General features: G+C 70.1%; 25 protein-coding genes. 3 read left to right on the top strand and 22 right to left on the bottom strand.

The window, feature by feature from the left end:
* Positions 1-10: 10 nt before the first annotated feature.
* The 11 genes from recX to rlmE form a co-directional block, all read right to left on the bottom strand.
* A complete protein-coding gene (recX, locus tag AB3X10_RS13185) occupies positions 11-505 on the bottom strand; it encodes a recombination regulator RecX (RefSeq protein ID WP_369975517.1) in 495 nt (164 codons plus the stop codon).
* A 118-nt stretch (positions 506-623) separates the two neighbouring features.
* Positions 624-1,673: a recombinase RecA gene (recA, locus tag AB3X10_RS13190; RefSeq protein ID WP_145700280.1), complete on the bottom strand. Its 1,050-nt coding sequence runs from the start codon at positions 1,671-1,673 to the stop codon at positions 624-626.
* A gap of 196 nt (positions 1,674-1,869) precedes the next feature.
* Positions 1,870-2,505: a transcriptional repressor LexA gene (lexA, locus tag AB3X10_RS13195; protein ID WP_145700282.1), complete on the bottom strand. Its 636-nt coding sequence runs from the start codon at positions 2,503-2,505 to the stop codon at positions 1,870-1,872.
* A 91-nt stretch (positions 2,506-2,596) separates the two neighbouring features.
* Entirely contained in the window at positions 2,597-4,273 is a 1,677-nt protein-coding gene (gene ubiB, locus AB3X10_RS13200; protein ID WP_369981817.1) for a 2-polyprenylphenol 6-hydroxylase, read from the bottom strand.
* 29 nt (positions 4,274-4,302) lie between these two features.
* A complete protein-coding gene (locus tag AB3X10_RS13205; protein ID WP_191826501.1) occupies positions 4,303-4,797 on the bottom strand; it encodes a CinA family protein in 495 nt (164 codons plus the stop codon).
* Between the two features lie 356 nt (positions 4,798-5,153).
* Entirely contained in the window at positions 5,154-6,479 is a 1,326-nt protein-coding gene (gene hflX / locus AB3X10_RS13210) for a ribosome rescue GTPase HflX (RefSeq protein WP_369975519.1), read from the bottom strand.
* A gap of 26 nt (positions 6,480-6,505) precedes the next feature.
* Positions 6,506-6,781, bottom strand: a complete 276-nt coding sequence (gene hfq / locus AB3X10_RS13215; protein WP_045727300.1) for an RNA chaperone Hfq — start codon at positions 6,779-6,781, stop codon at positions 6,506-6,508.
* Positions 6,782-6,900: 119 nt separating this feature from the next.
* Positions 6,901-7,851, bottom strand: a complete 951-nt coding sequence (gene miaA, locus AB3X10_RS13220) for a tRNA (adenosine(37)-N6)-dimethylallyltransferase MiaA (protein ID WP_369975521.1) — start codon at positions 7,849-7,851, stop codon at positions 6,901-6,903.
* Complete coding sequence (gene folP / locus AB3X10_RS13225) at positions 7,851-8,750, bottom strand: dihydropteroate synthase (protein WP_369975522.1); 900 nt, start codon at positions 8,748-8,750, stop codon at positions 7,851-7,853. The genes miaA and folP overlap by 1 nt, the downstream gene beginning before the upstream one ends.
* Before the next feature lie 335 nt (positions 8,751-9,085).
* Positions 9,086-11,020: an ATP-dependent zinc metalloprotease FtsH gene (ftsH, locus tag AB3X10_RS13230; RefSeq protein ID WP_186451383.1), complete on the bottom strand. Its 1,935-nt coding sequence runs from the start codon at positions 11,018-11,020 to the stop codon at positions 9,086-9,088.
* A gap of 59 nt (positions 11,021-11,079) precedes the next feature.
* Positions 11,080-11,712: a 23S rRNA (uridine(2552)-2'-O)-methyltransferase RlmE gene (rlmE, locus tag AB3X10_RS13235; protein ID WP_145701708.1), complete on the bottom strand. Its 633-nt coding sequence runs from the start codon at positions 11,710-11,712 to the stop codon at positions 11,080-11,082.
* Between the two features lie 66 nt (positions 11,713-11,778).
* On the opposite strand from rlmE, the gene yhbY reads away from it, so the two are divergent.
* Complete coding sequence (yhbY, locus tag AB3X10_RS13240) at positions 11,779-12,084, top strand: ribosome assembly RNA-binding protein YhbY (protein WP_228319471.1); 306 nt, start codon at positions 11,779-11,781, stop codon at positions 12,082-12,084.
* Positions 12,085-12,103: 19 nt separating this feature from the next.
* Positions 12,104-12,478: an Mth938-like domain-containing protein gene (locus AB3X10_RS13245; protein ID WP_369975523.1), complete on the top strand. Its 375-nt coding sequence runs from the start codon at positions 12,104-12,106 to the stop codon at positions 12,476-12,478.
* A gap of 794 nt (positions 12,479-13,272) precedes the next feature.
* Here AB3X10_RS13245 and AB3X10_RS13250 read toward each other — a convergent pair.
* Genes AB3X10_RS13250 through surE form a run of 4 tightly spaced genes read right to left on the bottom strand, consistent with a single transcriptional unit; the run spans position 13,273 to position 16,160 of the window.
* On the bottom strand, positions 13,273-14,061 hold the full coding sequence (locus AB3X10_RS13250) for a peptidoglycan DD-metalloendopeptidase family protein (RefSeq protein ID WP_369975525.1): 789 nt from the start codon (positions 14,059-14,061) through the stop codon (positions 13,273-13,275).
* Positions 14,058-14,672, bottom strand: a complete 615-nt coding sequence (locus AB3X10_RS13255) for a YqaA family protein (RefSeq protein ID WP_369975526.1) — start codon at positions 14,670-14,672, stop codon at positions 14,058-14,060. Before AB3X10_RS13255 ends, AB3X10_RS13250 begins: the two co-directional genes overlap by 4 nt.
* A gap of 34 nt (positions 14,673-14,706) precedes the next feature.
* Positions 14,707-15,384, bottom strand: a complete 678-nt coding sequence (locus AB3X10_RS13260; protein WP_369975528.1) for a protein-L-isoaspartate(D-aspartate) O-methyltransferase — start codon at positions 15,382-15,384, stop codon at positions 14,707-14,709.
* Positions 15,381-16,160 (bottom strand): 5'/3'-nucleotidase SurE, encoded by a 780-nt coding sequence (gene surE / locus AB3X10_RS13265; protein WP_369975530.1) that lies wholly within the window; start codon positions 16,158-16,160, stop codon positions 15,381-15,383. Before surE ends, AB3X10_RS13260 begins: the two co-directional genes overlap by 4 nt.
* A gap of 96 nt (positions 16,161-16,256) precedes the next feature.
* Here surE and AB3X10_RS13270 point away from each other — a divergent pair, with 96 nt between their 5' ends.
* On the top strand, positions 16,257-16,790 hold the full coding sequence (locus AB3X10_RS13270) for a Smr/MutS family protein (RefSeq protein ID WP_369975532.1): 534 nt from the start codon (positions 16,257-16,259) through the stop codon (positions 16,788-16,790).
* A 16-nt stretch (positions 16,791-16,806) separates the two neighbouring features.
* Here AB3X10_RS13270 and truD read toward each other — a convergent pair whose 3' ends face one another.
* The 7 genes from truD to AB3X10_RS13305 all read right to left on the bottom strand — a co-directional run bounded on the left by truD (position 16,807) and on the right by AB3X10_RS13305 (position 23,694).
* Positions 16,807-17,823, bottom strand: a complete 1,017-nt coding sequence (gene truD / locus AB3X10_RS13275; protein WP_369981819.1) for a tRNA pseudouridine(13) synthase TruD — start codon at positions 17,821-17,823, stop codon at positions 16,807-16,809.
* A gap of 44 nt (positions 17,824-17,867) precedes the next feature.
* Entirely contained in the window at positions 17,868-18,365 is a 498-nt protein-coding gene (gene ispF / locus AB3X10_RS13280; protein WP_369975534.1) for a 2-C-methyl-D-erythritol 2,4-cyclodiphosphate synthase, read from the bottom strand.
* Positions 18,366-18,431: 66 nt separating this feature from the next.
* The gene (ispD, locus tag AB3X10_RS13285) at positions 18,432-19,133 is read right to left on the bottom strand and encodes a 2-C-methyl-D-erythritol 4-phosphate cytidylyltransferase (protein ID WP_369975536.1); all 702 of its coding nucleotides are present in this window, start codon (positions 19,131-19,133) and stop codon (positions 18,432-18,434) included.
* Positions 19,133-19,486 carry a cell division protein FtsB gene (ftsB, locus tag AB3X10_RS13290; protein WP_369975537.1) on the bottom strand — a complete coding sequence of 118 codons (354 nt, stop codon included), beginning with the start codon at positions 19,484-19,486 and terminating at the stop codon, positions 19,133-19,135. The genes ispD and ftsB overlap by 1 nt, the downstream gene beginning before the upstream one ends.
* 3 nt (positions 19,487-19,489) lie before the next feature.
* Positions 19,490-20,782 carry a phosphopyruvate hydratase gene (gene eno, locus AB3X10_RS13295; RefSeq protein ID WP_369975538.1) on the bottom strand — a complete coding sequence of 431 codons (1,293 nt, stop codon included), beginning with the start codon at positions 20,780-20,782 and terminating at the stop codon, positions 19,490-19,492.
* Positions 20,783-20,982: 200 nt separating this feature from the next.
* Positions 20,983-21,819, bottom strand: coding sequence for a 3-deoxy-8-phosphooctulonate synthase (kdsA, locus tag AB3X10_RS13300; RefSeq protein ID WP_369975539.1), 837 nt, complete (start codon positions 21,817-21,819; stop codon positions 20,983-20,985).
* 210 nt (positions 21,820-22,029) lie between these two features.
* Positions 22,030-23,694 (bottom strand): CTP synthase, encoded by a 1,665-nt coding sequence (locus AB3X10_RS13305; protein ID WP_369975541.1) that lies wholly within the window; start codon positions 23,692-23,694, stop codon positions 22,030-22,032.
* Between the last annotated feature and the right edge of the window lie 9 nt (positions 23,695-23,703).

A 23,703-nucleotide genomic window follows, 5' to 3' on the forward strand; every position in this document is an offset into this window, starting at 1 on the left:
CCCGGCCCGCTCAGTCCTCCGGCTCGTAACGCGTGGCCGCGCGGATGCTGTCGCCGTCGAACCCGCGCCGCGCCAGCAGATCGGCGGCCTTGCGCCGCTGTGGCAGGTCCACCGGGCCGGCCGCGCCGAAGCGCCGCCGCACCAGATCGCGGGCGTTTTCGGTCCAATCGCCCTCGAATGCGGCCATCGCGGTGGCGATGGCCTCGCTGTCCAGGCCGTGGGTGCCCAGTTCGGCGCGGATGTGCAAGGGTCCGTAGCCGGTATTGGCGCGGCTGCGCACCAGCAGTTCGGCGAAGCGACCGTCGTCCTGCCAGCCCTCGCCCGCCAGGCGCTCCACCGCGGCGGCGGCATCATCCGGTTCCACGCCGCGTACCCGCAATTTGCGGGTCAGTTCCTTGCGTGAATGCTCGCGGCGCACCAGCAGGCCCAAGGCCTTCTGCAGCGGCGTCTGCTCCGGCTGCCGGCGGCGCCGGCGCGGTTGCTGTGCTTGTTCGTCGTCACCCATGCAGGCTCACCGCCACGATCATCAATGTGCCGTCCTTGGCACCTGCCCTCCTGGCTTGCTCAAGACTGCCGAGGGAGACGAGCGGCACTGACTCCACCGCTCCCCCGGCAGAAGACCATCACGCCTCGGCGTCTGCGTCGGCGTCCTCGGCTTCGGCCGCGCTCGGCGCGATTTCCGTGGGCTGGAACTTCTCGCGCAGCTCGCTTTCCAGCTTCGCCGCCACCTGCGGGTTGTCGCGCAGGTACTGGCGCGAATTGTCCTTGCCCTGGCCGATGCGCTCGCTGCCGTAGCTGTACCAGGCACCGGCTTTCTCGACCAGCTTGGCTTCCACGCCCATGTCGATCAGCTCGCCTTCGCGGCTGATGCCTTCGCCGTAAAGGATCTCGGTGATGACCTGCTTGAACGGCGGCGCCAGCTTGTTCTTGACCACCTTGATCTTGGTCTGGTTGCCGATGATCTCGTCGCCCTTCTTGATCGCGCCGATGCGGCGGATGTCCAGGCGCACCGAGGCATAGAACTTCAACGCGTTGCCGCCGGTGGTCACTTCCGGGCTCTGGCCCGGCATCATCACGCCGATCTTCATGCGCAGCTGGTTGATGAACACCACCAGCGTGTTGGAGCGCTTGATGTTGCCGGTCAGCTTGCGCAGCGCCTGGCTCATCAGGCGGGCCTGCAGGCCCGGCAGCTGGTCGCCCATCTCGCCTTCGATTTCGGCCTTCGGGGTCAGCGCGGCGACCGAGTCGACCACCACGATGTCGACCGAACCCGAGCGCACCAGCATGTCGGCGATTTCCAGCGCCTGCTCGCCGGTATCCGGCTGCGACAGCAGCAGTTCGTCGACGTTGACGCCGAGCTTGCCGGCATAGATCGGGTCCAGCGCGTGCTCGGCATCGATGAACGCCGCGGTGCCGCCCTTCTTCTGGCACTCGGCGATGGCCTGCAGGGTCAGGGTGGTCTTGCCCGAGGATTCCGGGCCATAGATCTCGACCACGCGGCCCTTCGGCAGGCCGCCGATGCCCAGCGCGATGTCCAGCATCAGCGAGCCGGTCGGAATCACCTCGACGGCTTCGATGATGCGATCGCCCATCCGCATCACCGAGCCCTTGCCGAACTGCTTCTCGATCTGGCTCAGGGCAGCGGCGAGCGCGCGCTTCTTGTTCTCGTCCATTTTGGTGTCCTTCGGAGGTGAGGGTGATTTGCGGGGTAGGTTCAATTTAGCGGCCAGGTATCGCACAGGCTGAGACGGTGTGCGGCGAAGAAAAAATAATCCGTCCGAGCCCGTGTACGACAGCGGCGAATGGCGATGTGCCAGGTCGGAAAAATCCGGCTGGCGGTGTAGTGCATCCCTTGCTCGCGCAAGGCGTTCAACGATTGGGCCGCAGCAGCCCGCAGTACAGGCCTTCGATGGCGAAGTCCTGATCGGGCAGGACCTCGATCGGCGCGTAGTCGGGGTTGCGCGGCAGCAGGCGAATGCGGTCCTTGCCGATCTTCAGCAGCTTGACCGTGATCTCCTCGTCGATCCGCGCCACCACGATCTGCCCGGAACGGGCGTCGCGGGTGCGGTGCACGCCGATCAGGTCGCCGTCGAAGATGCCTTCGTCGCGCATCGAGTCGCCCTGCACCTTCAGCAGGTAGTCCGGCGCCGGCGAGAAGAACACCCGGTCCAGCACCACGAAATCGTCCGAACCGATGTCCGCGCCGATCGGCAGGCCGGCGGCGACCCGCCCCAGCACCGGCAGGCGCAGGATGTCGGCGCTGTCGACCTGCGGCGCCGGCGCCGGTGCGGCGGCGCCGCTCACCAGCCGGATGCCACGCGCCTGGCCGGGCACGCGGCGGATCGCGCCGGCCTGCTCCAGGGCTTCCAGGTGGTATTGCGCGGCGCGCACGCCCTTGAAGCCGAAGGCGCGGGCGATCTCGGTCTGCGAGGGCGGCGCGCCGTCGTGCTCGATACGCTGGGCGATCAGGTCGAGGATCGCTTGCTGGGTTTCGGTCAGTTCCATGGTTAGTAGTAATACTACTAAAAACGGAAATGGGCAACTGTCGCGTGGTCCGCGGCCCCAGCCTTCCTCCGCCGGCGCCGCGCCGCTCCGTTCAGCGGCCGCTGCGCCAGATCGAGATCAGGATCCACACCCCCGACAGCGCCGCGCCGATGAAGCCGCCCACGCCGATCGCCAGCAGCCAGCGGCTGGAGACGCCGCCGACGCTGTTCATGACGATCGAGGAGCCGATGATCAGCGCCGCGGTGACGATGCCCATGGTCAGCCGGTTGGCGGCGCGGTTGACCTGGTCGCCGAAGCCCTTCAGCGAGGTGGTCTCGACATTGAGCTGCAGGCGGCCGCGCCGCGCCGCCTGCAGCAGCCGGCGGGTGTCGCGCGGCAGGTCGCCCAGCAGCTCCAGCGCGCCGAGCACGGTACGGCGGCCGCGCTTGGCCATCGCGCGCGGGGCGAAGCGCTGCAGCATCACCCGCTCCAGGTACGGCGCCGCGGCGCCGGCCATGTCGAAGTCCGGGTCGAGCTGGCGCCCTACCCCTTCCAGGGTCAGGAAGGTCTTGATCATCAGCGCCAGGTCGGCCGGCAGCGCCAGCGCATGCTGGCGCAGGATCGCGGTGACGTCGCCGAGCATCGCGCCGACGCGCAGCTCCTTCAGCGGCACGCCGCGGTACTGGTCGACGAAGCCGGCGATCTCCAGCTGCAGCCGCGCCTCGTCGATCTCGGCATCGCCGTCGGTCCATTCCAGCAGCACGTCGGCGACCGCCTCGGCCTCCTGCGTGACCAGCCCGTGCAGCAATTGCACGACCTGGTAGCGGCGCTGCTCGGAGATGCGCCCGACCATGCCGAAATCGATCACCGCGATGCGCTCGCCGGGCAGGTAGAAGATGTTGCCGGGGTGCGGATCGGCGTGGAAGCAGCCGTCCTCGAGCACCATCTTCAGCACGATGTCGGCGCCGACGCGGGCCAGCTGGCGCCGGTCCAGGCCGGCGGCATCCACACCGGCCAGATCGCGCCCGCCGATGCCGTCGACGAAGTCCTGCACGTTGAGGGTCTCGCAGGTCCACTGCCAGTGCACGCGCGGGATCACGATCTCGTCGTGGCCCTGGAAATTGGCGGCGATGCGCTCGGCGTTGCGGCATTCGCCGGCGAAATCCAGTTCGCGCCGCAGCGACACGGTGAACTGGTGCACCACCTCGGCCGGGTGGTAGCGCTTGAGGTCGGCGGCGCGCGCCTCGACGATCTCCGCCAGCCGTGCCAGCAGCCGCAGGTCGGCCTCGATCACGTCGCGGATGCCGGGGCGGCGCACCTTCATCACCACCGCGGTGCCGTCGTGCAGCCAGGCGCGGTGGGTCTGCGCCAGCGAGGCGGCGGCCAGCGGCATTTCCTCGACCCGGGCGAAGATCGCCGATGGCGCCTCGCCCAGCGCCTCCAGCAGTTGCGGCAGGATCTGTTCGTAGGGCAGCGCCGGCGCCGCGTTCTGCAGTTCGCTGAGTTCCTCGATCCAGTCCGGCGGCAGCAGGTCCACGCGCGTGGCCAGCACCTGGCCGAGCTTGACGAAGGTCGGGCCGAGATCCTGCAGCGCGCGCCGCACCCGCTGCGGCGCCGACATGCGCAGCATCTCCTCGGCGTTGTGCCAGTGCAGCAGGCGCCCGGCGCGCTCCAGCACGTCGGCCATGCCGATGCGGCGGACCACGTCGCCGAAGCCGTAGCGGATCAGCACCGAGGCGATTTCCTGCAATCGCCCCAGGTCGCGAACGGTGCTCAGCGCCTCCCACATCGCGGTCGCCACCTAGAGTCCGCCGGCGTTCACAGCAGCGCGCCGAGTCCGTGCAACGCCGCGGCGACGGTCTGCCGGCGCACCGCGTCGCGGTCGCCGTCGAAGTGGAACAACTGCGCGCTGGCGTAGCCGCCGCGCCGCTTCCAGCCCACCCACACGGTGCCGACCGGCTTGTCGGCGGAGCCGCCGCCGGGGCCGGCGATGCCGGTCACCGCCACCGCGATGCTGGCGCCGGAATTGACCAAGGCGCCGGACACCATCTCGATCACCGTCTCGCGGCTGACCGCGCCGTGGTGCTCCAGGGTCTGCGGACGCACGCCGAGCAGCGCCTGCTTGGCCTCGTAGCTGTACGCGACCATGCCGCAGTCGAACCAGTCCGAGGAGCCGGAGATATCCGTCATCGCCTTGGCGATCCAGCCGCCGCTGCAGCTCTCGGCGGTGACCAGGCGCTCGCGCGCGGTGCGCAGCTGATCGCTGAGCGCAGTGGCGAGCTGCAGGAGTTGCGGATCGGTGGGGACGTTCATGGCGCTGCTCGGGAAACCAATGCGCTTTGTAGCCCAATTCGCCACGGCTGTCGCGCTTGCGCGGTGCGACGCGATGCGTGGCTTCGGCGATCGTGGCGTCGGTGGCTGGCGCTGGTACGTCAGGCGCAGGCGCGCCGGCATGCCTGCGCCATCGCTATCGCGGTCATGCACGGGAGAGGAACAGCGGCTCGCCAATGCAGAGGGCGCCGTGCAGGAGTGGCTTCGGCCGCGACGGGGCGTACCGTCAGTGCCGGTCGCGGCTGAAGCCGCTCCTACAGAACCTGCGCAAGCTGCGAGCGCCTGAGTCGAAGATGCATCCCGGCGACGTCGGCGACAGCGTCATCCGCACGCGGCGGCTAGCGCCGTTGCCACTCCTCTTCCTCGCGCGGCGGCAGCAGCGCGCGGATCGGCGCGCCGTCGGCGCTGGCGGCCAGGCGTTCGGCCTCGGTGATCGGGATGTCCACCTGCAGCAGCCAGCCGTCCTCGTCGGCCTGCTCGCCGCGGATCACCTGCAACTGGTGCAGCTGCGAGCGCAGCCGGCCGGCGCTGGGCGGCAGGCGCAGGCTGCCCTGCACGTGCTGCAGCCCCAGGCGCTGGCCGATCACGCCCTGCAGCAGGTCAAGGCCGCGTTCGTCGCGTGCCGAGATCCAGACCCGCTCGCGGCGCGCCTCGTCGGGCACGCCGTCCTGCGCATCGTGGCGCACCTCGGCGCCCTCGATGCGGTCGATCTTGTTGAACACCAGCAGCTGCGGCAGATCGCCGGCGCCGACCGCGTGCAGCACCTCGTCGACCTGGGCGATGCGCTCCTCGCGCAACGGGTCGGCGGCATCGACCACGTGCAGCAGGAAATCGGCCTCGCGCGCCTCGGACAGGGTCGAGCGGAACGCGGCGACCAGTTCGTGCGGCAGGTTGCGCACGAAGCCGACGGTGTCGGCCAGCATCGCATTGCCGCCGGGCAGCGCGATGCGGCGCACGGTCGGATCCAGCGTCGCGAACAGCTGGTCGGCGGCGTAGGCCTCGGCACCGGTCAGCGCGTTGAACAGGGTCGACTTGCCGGCATTGGTGTAGCCGACCACCGCGATCCGCGGCAGTTCGCTGCGCACCCGCGCGCGGCGCATCTGGGTGTGCTGCACCTCGACCTTCTCCAGCCGCTTCTGCAGCTGCTCGACCCGCTTCTGCAGCAGCCGGCGGTCGGTTTCCAGCTGGGTTTCGCCGGGGCCGCGCAGGCCGATCGAACCGCCGCGCTGGCGCTCCAGGTGGGTCCAGCCGCGCACCAGCCGCGTGGCCATGTGCCGCAGCTGCGCCAGCTCGACCTGCAGCTTGCCTTCGTGGCTGCGCGCGCGTTGCGCGAAGATGTCCAGGATCAGCCCGGTGCGGTCGATCACCCGCCGCTCCAGGTACTTCTCCAGGTTGCGCTCCTGGCCCGGGCTGAGCGCATGGTTGACCAGGATCAGGTCGGCGCCGCTGGCGTCCGCCGCGGCCTTGACCTCTTCCAGCTTGCCGCTGCCGATCAGCGTCGACGGACTCGGCTTGTCGATGCGCGCGGTCAGCGTGGCGGCGATGCTGGCGCCGGCGGAGCGCGCCAGGTCGGCGAACTCCTCCAGCACGTCGTCCTCCAACGGTCCCCCGGCATAGGGCTGGATCAGCAGTGCATGCTCGCCGCGGCGGGAACGATCAAACACCCGCGGCTCCGGTCTTCAACAGCGTCCTACTCGGCTTCGTCATCGCCCGCACTACCACCCTCGTTCTGCTGCACATAGCCACCGCCCGGTCCGACGCGCACGTTGCGCGCGGGCACCACGGTGGAAATGGCGTGTTTGTAGACCATCTGGCTCACGGTGTTGCGCAACAGCACCACGAATTGGTCGAAGGACTCGATGGTACCCTGCAGCTTGATGCCGTTGACCAGGTACACCGACACCGGCACCCGTTCGCGACGCAGCGCGTTCAGGAAAGGATCCTGTAAGGATTGCCCCTTGGACATGCTTCACTCCCGTTTATTGTTTTTATGTGCCCGGGACGGCACTGCAGCTCCCCTGCCGTGGCCCGGACCGTCGATGTTACACAACCGCGGGCACTAGCACAGCGCGGCGTGTAGCCAAATCAGCCAAGAAAGTCCGCCACTGCCACATCCAGGCGTGCGCCGTCGCATTCGGGGTCGAACCAGCGCGCGTCCAGCTCCCCGCGCAGCCAGGTCAGCTGGCGCTTGGCCAGCTGGCGGGTGGCGGCGATGGCGCGCTCGCGGAACGTGGCCGCATCGCTGGCGCCGTCCAGGTGTTCCCAGGCCTGGCGGTAGCCGACCGCGCGCACCGCCGGCAGCTCCAGCGGCTGCGCCACCTGGCGCAGCGCCGGCAGCGCGCGCAGCGCCCGCACCTCGTCGAGGAAGCCCTGCGCCAGCATCGCGTCGAAGCGCAGTTCGATGCGACGGTGCAGCAGGGCACGCGCGGCCGGCGCCAGCACCAGCTTGAGCACCCGCAGCGGCAGCCGCGGCGGCGCGGGCTGCGCCTGCCAGGCGCTGATCGGGCGGCCGCTGAGCTCGAACACCTCCAGCGCGCGCTGGATGCGCTGCGCATCGCCGGGCCGGATCCGCCGCGCGGCCAGCGGATCGACCCGCTGCAGCTGCGCGTGCAGCGCCGCCCAGCCTTCGGCCTGTGCGCGCGCGGCCAGCGCCGCGCGCAGCTGCGGATCGGCCGGCGGCATCGGCGCCAGGCCTTCCAGCAGCGCCTGGAAATACAGCCCGGTGCCGCCGGCCAGGATCGGCAGGCGGCCGCGGGCGACGATCGCATCCAGCGCGGCGCGCGCGTCCACCGCGAACTCGGCGGCCGAATAGGGTTGCCACGGATCGCGCAGGTCCAGCAGATGGTGCGGCACCCGCGCCAGCTGCGCGGCGTCGGGCTTGGCCGCGCCGATGTTCAATCCGCGGTAGACCAGGGCCGAATCCACGCTGACGATCTCGCCGCCGTGGCGCTCGGCCAGGGCGATCGCCGCGGCGGTCTTGCCCGACGCGGTCGGCCCCATCAGCGCGATCGCGCGCGGGCGCGCGTCGGCCGCCATCACTCCTCGTCCGGCCAGCGGATCGCGGCGGGTGCGGCGCCGCTGCGCGGCAGCGGCACCGCCGCCAGCGCCTGCCAGACCTTCAGCGCGTCCACCGTGGCGGCGACATCGTGCACGCGCAGCAGCAGCGCGCCGCGCTGCGCCGCCAGCAGGTGCGCCGCCACCGAGCCGGCCACCCGTTGCTCCGGCGCGGTGCGTCCGGTCAGCTCGCCGATGCTGCGCTTGCGCGACAGCCCTGCCAGCACCGGCACGCCGAGTTCGACCAGCCGCGACAGCTGCGCCAGCAACTGCAGGTTGTCGGCGGTGCCCTTGCCGAAGCCGAAGCCGGGGTCGACCAGCAGCCGGCGCTTGTCGATGCCGGCCATTTCCGCGGCGAAGATGCGCTCGGCCAGGAACCGGTGCACCTCGCCGACCACGTCGTCGTAGTGCGGCGCGCTGCCCGCGGCGTAGGCGTCGTCGGGCATGTGCATCAGCACCACCGGCACGCGCAGCTGCGCCGCCGCGTCCAGCGCGCCGGGCCGGCGCAAGGCCTGGATGTCGTTGATCATGCCGGCGCCGGCGGCGACCGCCGCGCGCATCACCTCCGGCTTGAAGGTGTCCACGCTCAGCGGCAACGCGGTCTGCGCCGCCAGCCGCTCGATCACCGGGACGACCCGGCGCAGTTCCTCCTCCACCGGCACCGGGGTGGCGCCCGGGCGGGTCGATTCGCCGCCGATGTCGAGCAGGTCGGCGCCTTCCTCGGCCAGGCGCAGGCCGTGCGCCACCGCCGCCTCCACCGTCGCATGCGCGCCGCCGTCGGAAAACGAATCGGGGGTGACGTTGACGATGCCCATCACCCGCGGACGATCCAGCAGCAGGCGGCGGCCGCCGCAGTCCAGGCTCGGCGAGGTCTCGAACATCAGCGGTGCTCCCGAGGGTTGCCGCAGTACACGGACAGGCTGCACACGCGGCTGGTCGCGATCCGCGCGGCGACGCGGCGCGTCAGGGCGGCGGCTGCGTTCGCAACCGGCGGCAGCGAGGGACAGGCGGGCGATGGCATGGGCGGCGGGCCGTGGCGATGGGCGGCCATTGTCGCGCAGTCGGCATGCGCGCGACGACCCGGCAGCGGCATGCGCCCGGGATCGGAACATTGCCTTCGCCGATGCGGCCGACGGCCGAGCGGCGCGGCGCACCGGCAACAAAAAAGCCAGGGATCGCTCCCTGGCCTTGTTTGTGGCGGACCCGAGCGTGCCGCTTACAGCTGCTCGGCCGGCCCGGCGATCGGCGGCAGCGGCCGCGAACTGCCCTTGTCGTTGCCGCCATCCTTGCCGGACTTGTTCCAGCCCATCGGCGGCGGCGGATCGCGGCCTTCCATGATCGCGTCGATCTGCGGCACGTCGATGGTCTCGTACTCGAGCAGCAGCTTGGCCATCACGTGCAGCTTGTCCAGGTTCTGGGTCAGGATCTGGGTGGTGTTCGCATACGCCTTGTCGAGGATCGACCGCACCACTTCGTCGATGCGCCGCGCGGTGTCGTCGGACACGCTCTTGTGCTGGGTCACCGACCTGCCGAGGAAGACCTCGTCGTCCTCTTCGCCGTAGGCGATCGGACCCAACTCGTCGGACAGGCCCCACTTGGTGACCATGTTGCGCGCCATCTTGGTCGCGCGCTCGATGTCGTTGGACGCGCCGGTGGTGACCTTGTCGGTGCCGAAGATCAGCTCCTCGGCGACGCGGCCGCCGTACAGCGAGCACAGCTGCGACTGGATCGCGACCCGGTTGATCGAGTACTTGTCGCCTTCCGGCAGGTACATGGTCACGCCCAGCGCACGCCCGCGCGGGATGATCGTGACCTTGTAGACCGGATCGTGCTCCGGCACCAGGCGGCCGACGATGGCATGGCCGGCCTCGTGGTAGGCGGTCAGCGTCTTCTCTTCCTCGCTCATCGCCATCGAGCGACGCTCCGAGCCCATCAGGATCTTGTCGCGGGCGCGGTCGAAATGGTCCATGCGGACCTCCTTGACCGTCTCGCGCGCGGCGAACAGCGCCGCCTCGTTGCACAGGTTGGCCAGGTCGGCGCCGGAGAAGCCCGGGGTGCCGCGCGCGATCACCATCGGCTCGACGTCGTCGGCCAGCGGCAGCTTGCGCATGTGCACCTTCAGGATCTGCTCGCGGCCGCGCACGTCCGGCAGGCCGACCACCACCTGGCGGTCGAAGCGGCCCGGGCGCAGCAGCGCCGGGTCGAGCACGTCCGGACGGTTGGTCGCGGCGATCACGATCACGCCTTCGCCGCCCTCGAACCCGTCCATCTCCACCAGCAACTGGTTCAGGGTCTGCTCGCGCTCGTCGTGGCCACCGCCCAGGCCGGCGCCGCGATGCCGGCCGACCGCATCGATTTCGTCGATGAAGATGATGCACGGCGCGTGCTTCTTGGCCTGCTCGAACATGTCGCGCACGCGGCTGGCGCCGACGCCGACGAACATCTCGACGAAATCGGAACCGGAAATGCTGAAGAACGGCACCTTGGCCTCGCCGGCGATGGCCTTGGCCAGCAGCGTCTTGCCGGTGCCGGGCGGGCCGACCATCAGCACGCCGCGCGGGATCTTGCCGCCGAGCTTGGTGAACTTGGTCGGGTCGCGCAGGAAGTCGACCAGTTCGCTGACCTCTTCCTTGGCCTCGTCGCAGCCGGCGACGTCGGCGAAGGTGATCTTGATCTGGTCCTCGCCCTGCAGTTTGGCGCGCGACTTGCCGAACGACATCGCGCCCTTGGCGCCGCCGCCGCCGCCCTGCATCTGGCGCATGATGAACAGCCAGAAGCCGATGATCAGGATGACCGGCAGGAAGTTCAGCACCAGCGACCAGAAGCTCGGGCCGTTGGCCGGCTTCTGCCGGGTCATCTCCACGTTCTTGCTGTACAGCACGTCGACCAGCTTGTCGTCGCGCGGCCCGTAGACCGTGCTCTCGCTGCCATCGTTGCGCTTGAAGCGGATCGCGGTCACCGACAGCCCGGTGTCGTCGGTGAAGTCGACCGACTTCACCCGCCCGCCGTCCACTTCCTTCAGGAACTGGGTGTAGGTCACGGTGTCGTTGCCGGGGCCGCCGGCCAGCCGTGGCGAGAAGCTCTGGAACACCACCATCAGCACGACGGCGACGACTACCCACAGCAACAGATTCTTGGTCAAGTCGTTCATCCTCATTGGCTCCGGTGTCCCTTCAACTCTTTCTCTATGCGTGATGCGACGGGTTCAGCTTACTTGATCTGGGCGCGCTTGCCCTGCCCGAGGGCGTAGACCTCCGGCGAGCGCTTGCGCGATGCAGCCGGTTTGCGGATCGACACCTTCTCATAGCGGCGGCGCATCTCGCGGATGTAGTCGTCGGACCCGACGCCCTGGAACAGCTTGATCAGGAACGCCCCGCCCGGCTTCAGGTGGGTATCGGCGAACGCCATCGCCAATTCGGCCAGATGCATCATCCGCGGCTGGTCGACCGCATCCATGCCGCTTTTATTGGGGGCCATATCCGACAGCACAAGGTCTACCGGGTTGCCGCCCAGCATTTCCTCGAACTGCGATAGCACCGCGTCTTCCCTGAAGTCGCCGTGAAGGAACTCCACGCCGGCCAGCGGCGGCATCTCCAGGATGTCCAGCGCCAGCACCCGGCCGCGCTCGCCCAGCGACTTGCGCACCTGCTGCGACCAGCCGCCCGGCGCGGCGCCGAGATCGACCACCAGCATGTCCGGCTTGAGCAGCTTGTCGCGCTGCAGCAGCTCTTCCAGCTTGTAGGCGGCACGCGAACGCATGCCTTCGGCCTGGGCCTTCTTCACGAAGGGGTCGGCGAAATGTTCGCGGAGCCAGCGTTGGCTGCTTTTGCTGCGGGTTGCCATGGGATCGCGGTCGTGGTGGGCGGCCATGATACCCTGATCGCCCTTGGCAACCCCGTTCCCGCCTGCATGTCGATCAGCCTGACCCCGTCCCAGAACCGCTTCCTGCGCGGCCTGGCGCACGACCTCAAACCCCTGCTGCAGATCGGCGGCAAGGGCATCACGCCGGCCTTCCTGGCCGAACTGGACGAGGTGCTGGAGCGCCACGAGCTGGTCAAGGTGAAGGTCGGCGGCGACGACCGCGAGGCCCGCGACGCGAGCATCGCCAGCCTGGTCGAGCAATCGCACAGCGTGCTGGTGCAGCGGATCGGCCATACCGCGATCCTGTACCGCCCGGCCAAGGAAGACCGCCAGATCGTGCTGCCGCGCGGCTGATCCGCTTCCCGGTGACCTCATGCAGCTGACCCAGGACCTGCCCGACTACGCCTACACCCTGCGCATGGCCGACGGCCGCCAGGCCAAGGTGAACGATCGCCTGCTGACCCGCAGCTTCATCCTCGCCCCGGACACCCTGGTCGAGCAGTGGGACGCCCCGGCCGCGGCCGAGCTGCAGCCGCAGCAACTGCAGCCGCTGCTGGAGCTGAACCCGGCGCTGGTGATCCTGGGCACCGGCGAGCGCCAGGTGTTCCCGCCCGCCGCCGCGCTGGCGCTGTTCCTGACCCGCGGCATCGGCATCGAAGTGATGAACAACGCCGCCGCGGCGCGCACCTACAACGTGCTGGCCGCCGAAGGCCGGCGCGTGGCGGTCGGATTCCTGCTCGAAGGCTGAGCCTGGCACCGCACGGCGCGGTGTCCGATCTACACGTTCCCCCGCCACGCTTTTTTGCAGGAGCGGCTTCAGCCGCGACCGACCATCACAGGTAATGCCCGGTCGCGGCTGAAGCCGCTCCTACAAAAGCAAAGGCGGGCAACTGAGCGCCCGGCGCGCTGCGCCGGGCCGGGGATCCGCCCGATCGATGACGTGCCGGTTATTTGCTGGGCAGGTACAGCAATGGGTCGACCGGTTTGCCGTTGTCGTGGGCGAAGCGGCGCCGCTTGCGGTCCACCGGACCGCGCGCCGCTGAGCGCCCGGCGCGCTGCGCCGGGCCGCGGATCCACCCATCGATGACGTGCCGGTTATTTGCTGGGCAGATACAGCAATGGATCGACCGGTTTGCCGTTGTCGTGGGCGAAGCGGCGCCGCTTGCGGTCCACCGGACCGCGCGCCGCTGAGCGCCCGGCGCGCTGCGCCGGGCCGGGGATCCGCCCGATCGATGACGTGCCGGTTATTTGCTGGATAGGTACAGCAATGGATCGACCGGTTTGCCGTTGTCGTGGGCGAAGCGGCGCCGCTTGCGGTCCACCGGACCGCGCGTCGCTGAGCGCCCGGCGCGCTGCGCCGGGCCGGGGATCCGCCCGATCGATGACGTGCCGGTTATTTGCTGGATAGGTACAGCAATGGATCGACCGGTTTGCCGTTGTCGTGGGCGAAGCGGCGCCGCTTGCGGTCCACCGGACCGCGCGCCGCTGAGCGCCCGGCGCGCTGCGCCGGGCCGGGGATCCGCCCGATCGATGACGTGCCGGTTATTTGCTGGGCAGGTACAGCAATGGGTCGACCGGTTTGCCGTTGTAGCGGATCTCGAAGTGCAGCATGTCGCGCGCGGCGCCGCTGCGGCCCATCTCGGCGATCTGCTCGCCGGCCTTCACGTTCTGGCCTTCGTTGACCAGGCGCTTGCGGTTGTGGCCGTAGGCCGACAGCCATTGTTCGTTGTGCTTGATGATGATCAGCTCGCCGTAGCCGACCAGGCCGGCGCCCGAGTACACCACCACGCCATCGGCGGCCGCGCGCACCGCCTGGCCGCTGCTGCCGGCGATGTCCACGCCCTGCTTGGTGGTCTCGCCGGCGACGAAGCGGCTGACCACGGCGCCGTCGGCCGGCCAGCGCCAGCTGAAGCCGCTGCTGACCGGGGTCGGCGCCGCCGCGGCCGGCGGACGCACTGCCGTTCCCGACGCGGTCGGCGGCGGCACCACGGCGCTGCCGGGCCGCGCCGCGACCGTGCCGCCGCCCGGCGGATACAGCTTCAGCGACTGCCCGGGGTAGATCGTGTACGGCGGCGGCAGCCGGTTCCAGGCGGCCAGGTCCTGCGGCGCGATGTTGTTGGCGCGGGCGATCGCATACAGCGTGTCGCCACGGCGCACGGTGGCGCTGACTCCGGGCTTGGGCACCGACGGGCGCGGCGCCGCCGCGCTGGATTTGCCGGGCGCACCGGAGGTGCGCACCACGGTGGCGCTGCTGCATGCCCCCAGGCCGATCGCCACCAGCAAGCACACGCTGCCACGCAGGCCGTTACGCACCACCCGATCGACGCTCATCCGTACTTCGCTCTCCATATGACCCACACCACCAGCAGCGCCAGGATCGCCATCGCGACCCAACCGAGCGGTTCGATCCAGCGGCGCAACGCGGCTTCCGCGCGCGGCCCGCCCAGGCGGATCGCACCGGCCACCAGATACACGCGCTTGCCACGGCCGACCAGCATGCTCGCCAGGAACGGTAGCAGCGGGATTCCCACGATGCCTGAGGCCCAGGTAAATATCTTCAGCGGGATCGGGGTGAAACCGGCCAGTACCAGCAGCCAGAACGCACGCCACGGCGACTCGGCCACCACCTCGCGCAGGTGGCTGACCTGCGCGTCGATCTTCTGCGTCCAGCCCAGCCATTCGATCAGCGGCTGCACCGCGGCGAAGGCGAAATGGCCGAGCATGTAGCCGACCAGCGCGCCGGCCAGCGATCCCATCAGGCTCAGCGTGGCGAACCACAGCGCGCGCCGCGGCTGCGCCAGCGACATCGGCGCCAGCATCACTTCCGGCGGCACCGGGAACACGATCGCCTCGGCGAAGCTGAGCCCGGCCAGGAACGTCGGCGCGCGGCGGTGGCGCGACCAGGCGATGGCGCGTTCGTACAACGGCCCGAATATCTTCATGCAACCCAGCTCCGGTGACTCAATCGAGGGTGATTCAATCCAGCATGCCCGACAGCAGCGGGACGAAGGTCACCGGCGCCAGAATGTCCTGTTCGATCCTGCCGTCGGCATCGCGGCGCAGGCGCACCAGCGATTGCGACGAGGGACCGCCGACCGGCGCCACCAGGCAGCCGCCCGGCGCCAGCTGCTCGACCAGCGCATCGACCAGCGCCGGCGCCGCGGCGGTGACCACGATCGCATCGTAGGGGCCGTGCTCGGCCCAGCCGATGCGGCCGTCGTCGTGCTTGCTGCGCACGTTCATGCCGAGCTGGCGCAAGCGCTTGCGCGCCTGCCGCAGCAGGTCGCCGATGCGTTCCACGGTATAGACCTCCAGCCCCAGCGCGGCCAGGATCGCGGCCTGGTAGCCGGAGCCGGTGCCCACTTCCAGCACCTTCTTCGGCGCCGCCTCGAGCACGGTCTCGGTCATCCGCGCCACCACCCACGGCTGCGAGATGGTCTGGCCGTGGCCGATCGGCAACGCGGTGTCCTCGTAGGCGCGCGAGGCCAGCGCCTCGTCGATGAACAGGTGCCGCGGCACCGTGCGCACCGCGTTGAGCACGGTTTCGTCGCGGATGCCGGCCTCGCGCAGGCGCTCGACCAGGCGGTCGCGCACGCGCTGCGAGGTCATGCCGATGCCGATCGCTTCCGGTTGCAGGCGCAGCCGCGGGGTCATGCCGGGTTGTCCAGCGCGGCGGTGAGCCCGCCGACCCAGCTGGCGACGGTCTCCAGCGCCTGGTAGCGGGTCAGATCGACCTGGATCGGGGTGATCGAGATGAAGCCGGTACGCACCGCGTGGAAATCGGTGCCGGGGCCGGCGTCCTGCTCGCGGCCGGCCGGGCCGATCCAGTACACGGTGCCGCCGCGCGGATCCGGCTGCGGCAGGCACGGCTCGGAACGGTGGCGATTGCCGAGCCGGGTGACCTCGAAGCCCTTGAGCTCGCTCCACGGCAGGTCCGGCACGTTGACGTTGAGGATGGTGTCGGCCGGCAGCGGATCGGCCTTCAGCCGCGCCACGATCTCCACCGCGGCGCGCGCGGCGGTCTGGAAGTGCTTGGGCTCGTGGTTGTGGGTGACCAGCGACACCGCCACCGCCGGCAGGCCCAGGAAGCGCCCTTCCATCGCCGCCGACACCGTGCCGGAATAGATCACGTCGTCGCCCAGGTTGGCCGAGTTGTTGATCCCGGAAACCACGATGTCCGGTTCGTATTCGAGCATGCCGGTGAGCGCCAGGTGCACGCAGTCGGTCGGCGTGCCGGCGACGCTGCAGGTGTAGTGGTCGATGCGCTTGAGCCGGATCGGCAGGTCCAGGGTCAGCGAGTTGCTCGCCCCGGAACGGTCGCGGTCCGGCGCGACCACGGTCACTTCATGGCCCGCGCCGCGCAGTTGCTCGGCCAGCATGCGGATGCCGGGGGCGTCGACGCCATCGTCGTTGCTCACTAATACGCGCATGGTGCTCCTCGGAAACCCCGGCATGATACCGGATGCATCCTGCCAGGTCGCTGACAGCGCGCTTGCGTGACGGCGTCGGCAGGTTAGGCTGTGCGCATGTCGCAACCCGAAGACGAAGATCCCGCCGCCCTGTTCCGCGCGGCGATCGGTGCGGTCACGCCGCTCAATGCGACGCCGCCGGCCAACGCCAAGCCGCGGCCGAAGCCGCGCGCGCGCATGGCCGAACGCGACGACGCCGAGGCGCAGGGCGAGTTCCAGCGCCTGTTGCGCGACGCCTCGCCGCTGGAGGCCGGCGACGTGGCCAGCTATCGCCGCGAGACCGTGCCGGCGCGCGTGTTCCAGCGCCTGCGCCGCGGCCAGTTCTCCGCGCAGGACGAACTCGACCTGCACGGCGCCAACGCGGCGCAGGCCGAGGCGCTGTTGCGCCAGTTCATCGCCGAGGCGCACGCGCACGAGTACGGCTGCGTGCGCATCGTGCACGGCAAGGGCCTGCAGTCCGGCGGCATCCCGATGCTGAAGAACCTGGTCGATCGCCTGCTGCGCCAGCGCAACGATGTGCTGGCGTTCCATTCGGCGCCGCCCGCGCAAGGCGGCACCGGGGCGATGCTGGTGCTGCTGGCGCGGCGCTGACGCCGCGCCACACGACCTAGTCCTGCGCGGCCGGCTCGGCCTGCGCCTGTTGCCCGGCGTCGACCACGTCGCCCAGCTCGTGCAGCAGCGCGGTGGCATAGCTGCCCGGCGGCAACGCGAAGCGCAGCTCCAGCGCGGCGCCGTCCGTGTCCAGCCAGCGCCATTGCAGCTCGGCCGCGCGCAGGCGGGTGGCGCGCCGCTCCTGTTTCAGGCCTTCGCGCTCCAGGCCCTCGCGCAAGCGCAGCGACGTCGCATCGGCGAGCGCCGCCAGTTCCAGCGCGCGCGCCGCGTCGGCGCTGCGCAATTCGCCCGCGCCCCACAACGGCGCCGAAGGATGGATGTCGAAGCGCTGCAGCCGCTCGCCCAGCACGTCGGACCAGGGTTCCGGGCCGAACACGCTGCGGCTGCCGTCGAGCAGCCACACCTCGCCGTCCAGCGCGCTGTCCCAGTTGCGTGCCGCCACGCGCGCGGCCAGCACCCGGTTGAACAGTTCCGAGCGCGCCGCCGACAGCAGCAGCGAGCGCTGTTCGCGGCGGACCCGGCGCCCGCCGAACATCGCCAGCGCGGCGCCGACGTTGCCGCCGTCGCGGCCGAAGCGCTGCTCGCCGAACCAGTTGGGGATGCCGCGCGCGGCGATCTGCGCCAGCCGCGCCTCGATCGCGGCGCGCTCGCCGCGCACCTCGCGCAACACCAGCACGAAGCCATTGCCGGCCAGCGCGCCGCGCGGCAGCTTGCGGTTGTGCCACTGCGACTGCAGCACCTGCAGGTCGTCGCTGTGCAGCGCCTCCAGCGCCGGCGCCACGCGCTTGGGCAGGTGCACCGAGAACCGCTGGGTGGTGACCGCATGCCGGTCCTTCATGCCCGCGTAGCCGATCGCCATCTCGGCCACGCCGGCCCACTGCGCCAGGCGGCGCGCGGCGAAGGCGGTGTTCATGCCGCGCTTGCGCACGGTCAGCAGCAGATGCTCGCCCTCGCCGCTCGGCTCGAACGCGGGCACTTCGTCGACCTGGAAGTCCTCGGCCACGCTGCGCATGCGCGCCTGCAGCGGCGCGGCGCCGAACGCGCGCGGCAATTCGCTCACAGCGCCACCAGCAGCACCGCCGCCTGCGCCGCGATGCCCTCGCCGCGGCCGGTGAAGCCGAGCTGCTCGCTGGTGGTGGCCTTGACGCTGAAGCGCTCGATGCCGACCTGCAGCAGCGCGGCCAGGCGTTCGCGCATCGCCAGCGCATGCGGGCCGACCTTGGGCCGCTCGCAGATCACGGTGACGTCGGCGTTGCCGAGCTGCCAGCCGCGCTCGCGCAGCAACTGCTCGCAATGGCTCAGGAACTGCGCGCTGTCGGCGCCTTTCCAGCGCGGGTCCGACGGCGGGAAATGCTGGCCGATGTCGCCCAGCGCCAGCGCGCCGAGCAGCGCATCGCACAGCGCATGGATCACCACGTCGCCGTCGCTGTGCGCGAGCACGCCGCGCGTGTGCGGCACGCGCACGCCGCCGAGCATCACGTGGTCGCCGTCGCCGAAGGCGTGCACGTCGTAGCCCTGGCCGATACGGAAGGGAGGAAATTCAGGCATGGGCATCGCAGGATCGCAAGAGGAAAAAAGGAAGGCATCGGCGGCGCGACGCCGCAGCGCGGCGCGGCCGCTTCACGGCTGCCGCGCGCGCAGGAACAGTTCGAACTCGAAGCGCACCAGGTCGGCCGGGGTGGTGACCTTGAAGTTGTCCTCGGCGCCCTCGACCAGCAGCGGCCGCAGGCCCAGCAACTCCATCGCCATCGCATCGTCGGTGACCTCGACCCCGGCGGCCGCGGCCTGTTCCAGCGCCCGGCTCAGTTGCAGGCGCCGGAACAGCTGCGGTGTCAGCGCGCGCCACAGGCGCTCGCGCGGTTCGGTGGCGTCGATGCCGCCATCGTCGCCGGCGCGCTTGAGCGTGTCGCGCACCGGCGCGGCCAGGATCGCGCCGACCGGATCGCCGCGCCCGGTCTCCAGCAGCCGGTCCAGGTCGGCCTGCGCCAGGTTCGGGCGCGCCGCATCGTGCACCAGCACGAAATCGTCCGGCTTGACCGTGTCCGGCAGGGCGTCCAGCGCGGCCAGCACCGAGCCGGCGCGGCTGGCGCCGCCGACGCAGGTCAGCACCGGCTTGCCGGCCAGTTCGCTCCAGCCCGGCCAATCGGCATCGTCGGCGCCGAGCGCGACCATCGCCCCGGCCACCGCCGGATGCGCCAGCAAGGCCTCCAGCGCATGCGCGATCAACGGCCGCCCGCCCGCCTGCAGATACTGCTTGGGCGTGGCGCTGCCGAAACGGGTGCCGCGGCCGGCGGCCGGCACCACCGCCCAGACCGTGGCCATCAGGGTTGCTCGCTCGGCGCGGCCGGCGCCTGCGCCGGGGTGCCGTCGGCGGCCGGCGCGACGGGCACCGGCGCGTCCTCGACGACGCGATAGAACTTCTCGCCCGGCTTGATCATGCCCAGCTCGCTGCGCGCGCGCTCCTCGATCGCCGCCTCGCCGTCCTTGAGGTCCTTGACCTCGGCGGCGAGCGCGGCATTGCGTTGCCGCAGGCCTTCGTTATCGCGCTTCTGGTGCTCGACCTGGCTCTCGAGCACCAGCACCTCGCCGGAATTGCCCGGACCGAGCCAGAAACGGTACTGCAGCCACGCCAGCAGTCCCGCCAGCACCAGCAGCAGCCAGCGCCAGTTGCGCACGGCCTACCGCTTGAGCGAGACGAATGCGTCGCGCCCCGCGTAGCGCGCGCCGCTGCCCAGCGCTTCCTCGATCCGCAGCAGCTGGTTGTACTTGGCCACGCGATCGCTGCGGCACAGCGAGCCGGTCTTGATCTGGGTGGCGGTGGTGGCCACGGCGATGTCGGCGATGGTGGTGTCCTCGGTCTCGCCGGAACGGTGCGAGACGATCGCCGCGTAGCCGGCCTTGTCGGCCATCGCGATCGCTTCCAGGGTCTCGGTCAGGGTGCCGATCTGGTTGACCTTGATCAGGATCGCGTTGGCGGTGCCGGACTCGATGCCCTGCTTGAAGATCTTCGGGTTGGTCACGAACAGGTCGTCGCCGACCAGCTGCACCTTGCTGCCCAGGCGGTCGGTCAGCAGCTTCCAGCCGGCCCAGTCGTCCTCGGCCAGGCCGTCCTCGATGCTGATGATCGGGTACTGCGCGGCCCAGTCGGCGAGGAAGTCGACGAACTGCTCGCTGGTCAGGCGCTTGCCCTCGCCCACCAGGTGGTACTTGCCGTTGTCGTAGAACTCACTGGAGGCCACGTCCAGGCCCAGCAGCACGTCCTCGCCGGCGGTGTAGCCGGCCTTGCCGATCGCCTCGAGGATGGTGTCCAGCGCTTCCACGTTGCTGCGGAAGTCCGGCGCGAAGCCGCCCTCGTCGCCGACCGCGGTGGACAGGCCATGGCCCTTCAGCACCGCCTTGAGCGCGTGGAAGATCTCGGTGCCGGCGCGCAGCGCCTCGGAGAACGAGGCGGCGCCGACCGGCAGCACCATGAATTCCTGGAAATCGACGTTGTTGTCGGCATGCGCGCCGCCGTTGATGATGTTCATCATCGGCACCGGCAGCGCCACGTTGGCGGTGTTGCTGCCGGCCAGGTACTGCCACAGCGCCTGCTTGCGCGAGGCGGCGACCGCATGCGCATTGGCCAGCGACACGCCGAGCAGCGCGTTGGCGCCGAGGCGGCCCTTGTTCTCGGTGCCGTCCAGGTCGATCAGGCGCCGGTCCAGGCCCTGCTGGTCGGCCGCGTCGAAGCCCTGCAGCGCGGTGGCGATGGTGGCGTTGACGTTCTCCACCGCCTTGCGCACGCCCTTGCCCAGGTAACGGGTCTTGTCGCCATCGCGCAGCTCGACCGCTTCCTTGGTGCCGGTGGAAGCGCCCGACGGCACCGCGGCGCGGCCCAGGGAGCCGTCGGCCAGCGTGACTTCCGCTTCGAGCGTGGGATTGCCGCGAGAATCGAGAATCTCGCGGGCGTGGATCTTGGCGATAGTGGTCATAGGTCCAGTCGGCTACCAGGAAAGGAGGGGGACACCGGAAACCGTCGGATTATGGCCGCAGCGCCGCTGCTTGCCAAATGAACGGCGCGCCGCCCCGGCCTCGGACGCGGCGCTGCCGGCGCCGGCACGCAGGCGCCGCGGCAAGCGCGACGGGTGCGTCCGGCGCAGGCGCGGCGCGGCGCGGCGCCGCGATCGCCGCGTCAGCCCAGCCCGTGCTCCAGGAAGCCGTTGCGCTTGGTGATCGCGTCCAGCGCCATCAACGTTTCCAGCAGCGCTTCCATCTTGTCCAGCGGCCAGGCATTGGGGCCGTCGGACAGCGCCTTGGACGGATCCGGATGGGTCTCGGCGAACACGCCGGACACGCCCACCGCCACCGCCGCGCGCGCCAGCACCGGCACGAACTCGCGCTGGCCGCCGGACGTGCCGCCCTGCCCGCCCGGCAGCTGCACCGAATGGGTGGCGTCGAACACCACCGGGCAGCCGGTCTCGCGCATCACGCTCAGCGAGCGCATGTCGCTGACCAGGTTGTTGTAGCCGAAGCTGGCGCCGCGCTCGCAGACCATGATCTGCTCGTTGCCGGTGGACTTGGCCTTGTCCACCACCGGCTTCATGTCCCACGGCGACAGGAACTGGCCCTTCTTGATGTTGACCGGCTTGCCGGCGGCGCAGACGTTCCTGATGAAGTCGGTCTGCCGCACCAGGAACGCCGGGGTCTGCAGCACGTCGACCACCGCCGCGACCTCGTGCATCGGGGTGTACTCGTGCACGTCGGTCAGCACCGGCACGCCGATCTGCCGCTTCACCGCTTCCAGCACCTTCAGCCCTTCTTCCAGGCCGGGGCCGCGGAAGCTGGTGCCGGAGGTGCGGTTGGCCTTGTCGAAACTCGACTTGAAGATGAAGTTGATCCCCAGCTTGCCGGTGATCTCCTTGAGCTTGCCGGCCACGTCCAGCTGCAGCTGCATCGACTCGATCACGCACGGGCCGGCGATCAGGAACAACGGCTGGTCCAGGCCGACTTCGAAGCCACACAGTTTCATCGGATCACCTATCGATTTGAGCCCCGCCCCAGCCGGGGTGAGGTTTGGCGAGATATAAGCCCCTCTCCCATCGGCGACCGAAGGACGTCCCCGTGGGAGAGAGGGATTGGGGCGAGGGTACGGGCGCAGCCTCATGAAAATCGGCTGCGCGTGGCTGCGCCCGTACCCTCATCCGGCGCTTCGCGCCACCTTCTCCCGATGGGAGAAGGACTACGCCCGCGCTTCCTTCAACAGCTTGCCGCCAGCCTTCTTCTCGCGCGCGGCGCGCACGAAGCCGATGAACAGCGGATGGCCGTCGCGCGGGGTGGACAGGAACTCCGGGTGCGCCTGGCAGGCCAGGAACCACGGATGGACCTCGCGCGGCAGCTCGACCATCTCCACCAGGGTGTCGTCCATCGACTTGGCGGAAATCACCAGGCCGGCGTCCTCGAGCTGGGTGCGGTAGCGGTTGTTGAACTCGTAGCGGTGGCGATGGCGCTCGGCCACCACCTCCTTGCCATACATCTCGCGCGCCAGCGTGCCGGGCTTGAGCCGCTGCTCCTGCAGGCCCAGGCGCATGGTGCCGCCGAGGTCGGACTTCTCGTCGCGCTTCTCCACATCGCCGCTGGCGGTGCGCCACTCGGTGATCAGGCCGATCACCGGATACGGCGACTGCCGGTCGTTCTCGGTGCTGTTGGCGGCGTCCAGGCCGGCGACATGGCGCGCGTAGTCGACCACCGCCGCCTGCATGCCGTAGCAGATGCCGAAGTACGGCACGCGGTGTTCGCGCGCATAGCGCGAGGTCAGCACCTTGCCTTCGAAACCGCGGTCGCCGAAGCCGCCTGGGACCAGGATGCCGTCCACGTCGGCCAGCGCCGACAGGTCGCTGCCTTCCAGTTCCTGCGCCTCCAGCCACTTCAAGGTGACCTTGGTGCGCTGGCGCAGGCCGCCGTGCTTGAGCGCCTCGCCGACCGACTTGTAGGCGTCCTGGTGGTCCACGTACTTGCCGACCACGGCGATGGTGACCTCGTCGAGCGGGTGCTTGGTGGCGTCGACCACCGCCTCCCACTCGGACAGGTTGGCCGGGCCGACCTTGTCGCGCAGCTTGAACTGGTCGATGACGATCTCGTCCAGGCCCTGCCGGTGCAGTTCCAGCGGCATGCCGTAGAGCACGTCGATGTCGGCGGCGCTGATCACCGCGCGCTCGGAGACGTTGGTGAACAGCGCGATCTTGCGCCGCTCCGAATCCGGGATCGCCTGCTCGGAGCGGCACAGCAGCACGTCCGGCTGGATGCCGATCGAGCGCAGTTCCTTGACCGAGTGCTGGGTCGGCTTGGTCTTCAGCTCGCCGGCGGCGGCGATGTACGGCACCAGGGTGAGATGCATGAACAGCGCCCGCTCCGCGCCGCGCTCGGTGCGCACCTGGCGGATCGCCTCCAGGAACGGCAGCGACTCGATGTCGCCGACGGTGCCGCCGATTTCCACCAGCGCCACGTCGAACCCGGCGGTGGCCTCGTCCACGCAGCGGCGGATCTCGTCGGTGATGTGCGGGATCACCTGCACGGTGGCGCCGAGATAGTCGCCGCGGCGCTCCTTGCGGATCACGTTCTCGTAGATGCGGCCGGTGGTGACCGAATTCTTGCGCGACAGGCGGGTGCGCACGAAGCGCTCGTAGTGGCCCAGGTCCAGGTCGGTCTCGGCGCCGTCGTCGGTGACGTACACCTCGCCGTGCTGGAACGGGCTCATCGTGCCCGGGTCGACGTTGATGTAGGGGTCCAGCTTCATCATCGTGACCGACAGGCCACGTGCTTCGAGAATGGACGCAAGCGAAGCGGCCGCGATGCCCTTGCCAAGCGAGGACACTACGCCGCCGGTAACGAAGATCAGGGGGGTCATGGCTCTAAG

The organism is Xanthomonas sp. DAR 80977 (assembly GCF_041240605.1).
Taxonomy (GTDB): domain Bacteria; phylum Pseudomonadota; class Gammaproteobacteria; order Xanthomonadales; family Xanthomonadaceae; genus Xanthomonas_A; species Xanthomonas_A bundabergensis.

What these genes read in the sequence shown, in the direction of transcription:
- recX (WP_369975517.1), bottom strand. Translation starts at nt 505, where the DNA reads ATGGGTGACGACGAACAAGCACAGCAACCGCGCCGGCGCCGCCGGCAG.
- recA (WP_145700280.1), bottom strand. Translation starts at nt 1,673, where the DNA reads ATGGACGAGAACAAGAAGCGCGCGCTCGCCGCTGCCCTGAGCCAGATC.
- lexA (WP_145700282.1), bottom strand. Translation starts at nt 2,505, where the DNA reads ATGGAACTGACCGAAACCCAGCAAGCGATCCTCGACCTGATCGCCCAG.
- ubiB (WP_369981817.1), bottom strand. Translation starts at nt 4,273, where the DNA reads ATGTGGGAGGCGCTGAGCACCGTTCGCGACCTGGGGCGATTGCAGGAA.
- AB3X10_RS13205 (WP_191826501.1), bottom strand. Translation starts at nt 4,797, where the DNA reads ATGAACGTCCCCACCGATCCGCAACTCCTGCAGCTCGCCACTGCGCTC.
- hfq (WP_045727300.1), bottom strand. Translation starts at nt 6,781, where the DNA reads ATGTCCAAGGGGCAATCCTTACAGGATCCTTTCCTGAACGCGCTGCGT.
- miaA (WP_369975521.1), bottom strand. Translation starts at nt 7,851, where the DNA reads ATGGCGGCCGACGCGCGCCCGCGCGCGATCGCGCTGATGGGGCCGACC.
- folP (WP_369975522.1), bottom strand. Translation starts at nt 8,750, where the DNA reads ATGTTCGAGACCTCGCCGAGCCTGGACTGCGGCGGCCGCCGCCTGCTG.
- ftsH (WP_186451383.1), bottom strand. Translation starts at nt 11,020, where the DNA reads ATGAACGACTTGACCAAGAATCTGTTGCTGTGGGTAGTCGTCGCCGTC.
- rlmE (WP_145701708.1), bottom strand. Translation starts at nt 11,712, where the DNA reads ATGGCAACCCGCAGCAAAAGCAGCCAACGCTGGCTCCGCGAACATTTC.
- yhbY (WP_228319471.1), top strand. Translation starts at nt 11,779, where the DNA reads ATGTCGATCAGCCTGACCCCGTCCCAGAACCGCTTCCTGCGCGGCCTG.
- AB3X10_RS13245 (WP_369975523.1), top strand. Translation starts at nt 12,104, where the DNA reads ATGCAGCTGACCCAGGACCTGCCCGACTACGCCTACACCCTGCGCATG.
- AB3X10_RS13250 (WP_369975525.1), bottom strand. Translation starts at nt 14,061, where the DNA reads ATGAGCGTCGATCGGGTGGTGCGTAACGGCCTGCGTGGCAGCGTGTGC.
- AB3X10_RS13255 (WP_369975526.1), bottom strand. Translation starts at nt 14,672, where the DNA reads ATGAAGATATTCGGGCCGTTGTACGAACGCGCCATCGCCTGGTCGCGC.
- AB3X10_RS13260 (WP_369975528.1), bottom strand. Translation starts at nt 15,384, where the DNA reads ATGACCCCGCGGCTGCGCCTGCAACCGGAAGCGATCGGCATCGGCATG.
- surE (WP_369975530.1), bottom strand. Translation starts at nt 16,160, where the DNA reads ATGCGCGTATTAGTGAGCAACGACGATGGCGTCGACGCCCCCGGCATC.
- AB3X10_RS13270 (WP_369975532.1), top strand. Translation starts at nt 16,257, where the DNA reads ATGTCGCAACCCGAAGACGAAGATCCCGCCGCCCTGTTCCGCGCGGCG.
- truD (WP_369981819.1), bottom strand. Translation starts at nt 17,823, where the DNA reads ATGCGCAGCGTGGCCGAGGACTTCCAGGTCGACGAAGTGCCCGCGTTC.
- ispF (WP_369975534.1), bottom strand. Translation starts at nt 18,365, where the DNA reads ATGCCCATGCCTGAATTTCCTCCCTTCCGTATCGGCCAGGGCTACGAC.
- ispD (WP_369975536.1), bottom strand. Translation starts at nt 19,133, where the DNA reads ATGGCCACGGTCTGGGCGGTGGTGCCGGCCGCCGGCCGCGGCACCCGT.
- eno (WP_369975538.1), bottom strand. Translation starts at nt 20,782, where the DNA reads ATGACCACTATCGCCAAGATCCACGCCCGCGAGATTCTCGATTCTCGC.
- kdsA (WP_369975539.1), bottom strand. Translation starts at nt 21,819, where the DNA reads ATGAAACTGTGTGGCTTCGAAGTCGGCCTGGACCAGCCGTTGTTCCTG.
- AB3X10_RS13305 (WP_369975541.1), bottom strand. Translation starts at nt 23,694, where the DNA reads ATGACCCCCCTGATCTTCGTTACCGGCGGCGTAGTGTCCTCGCTTGGC.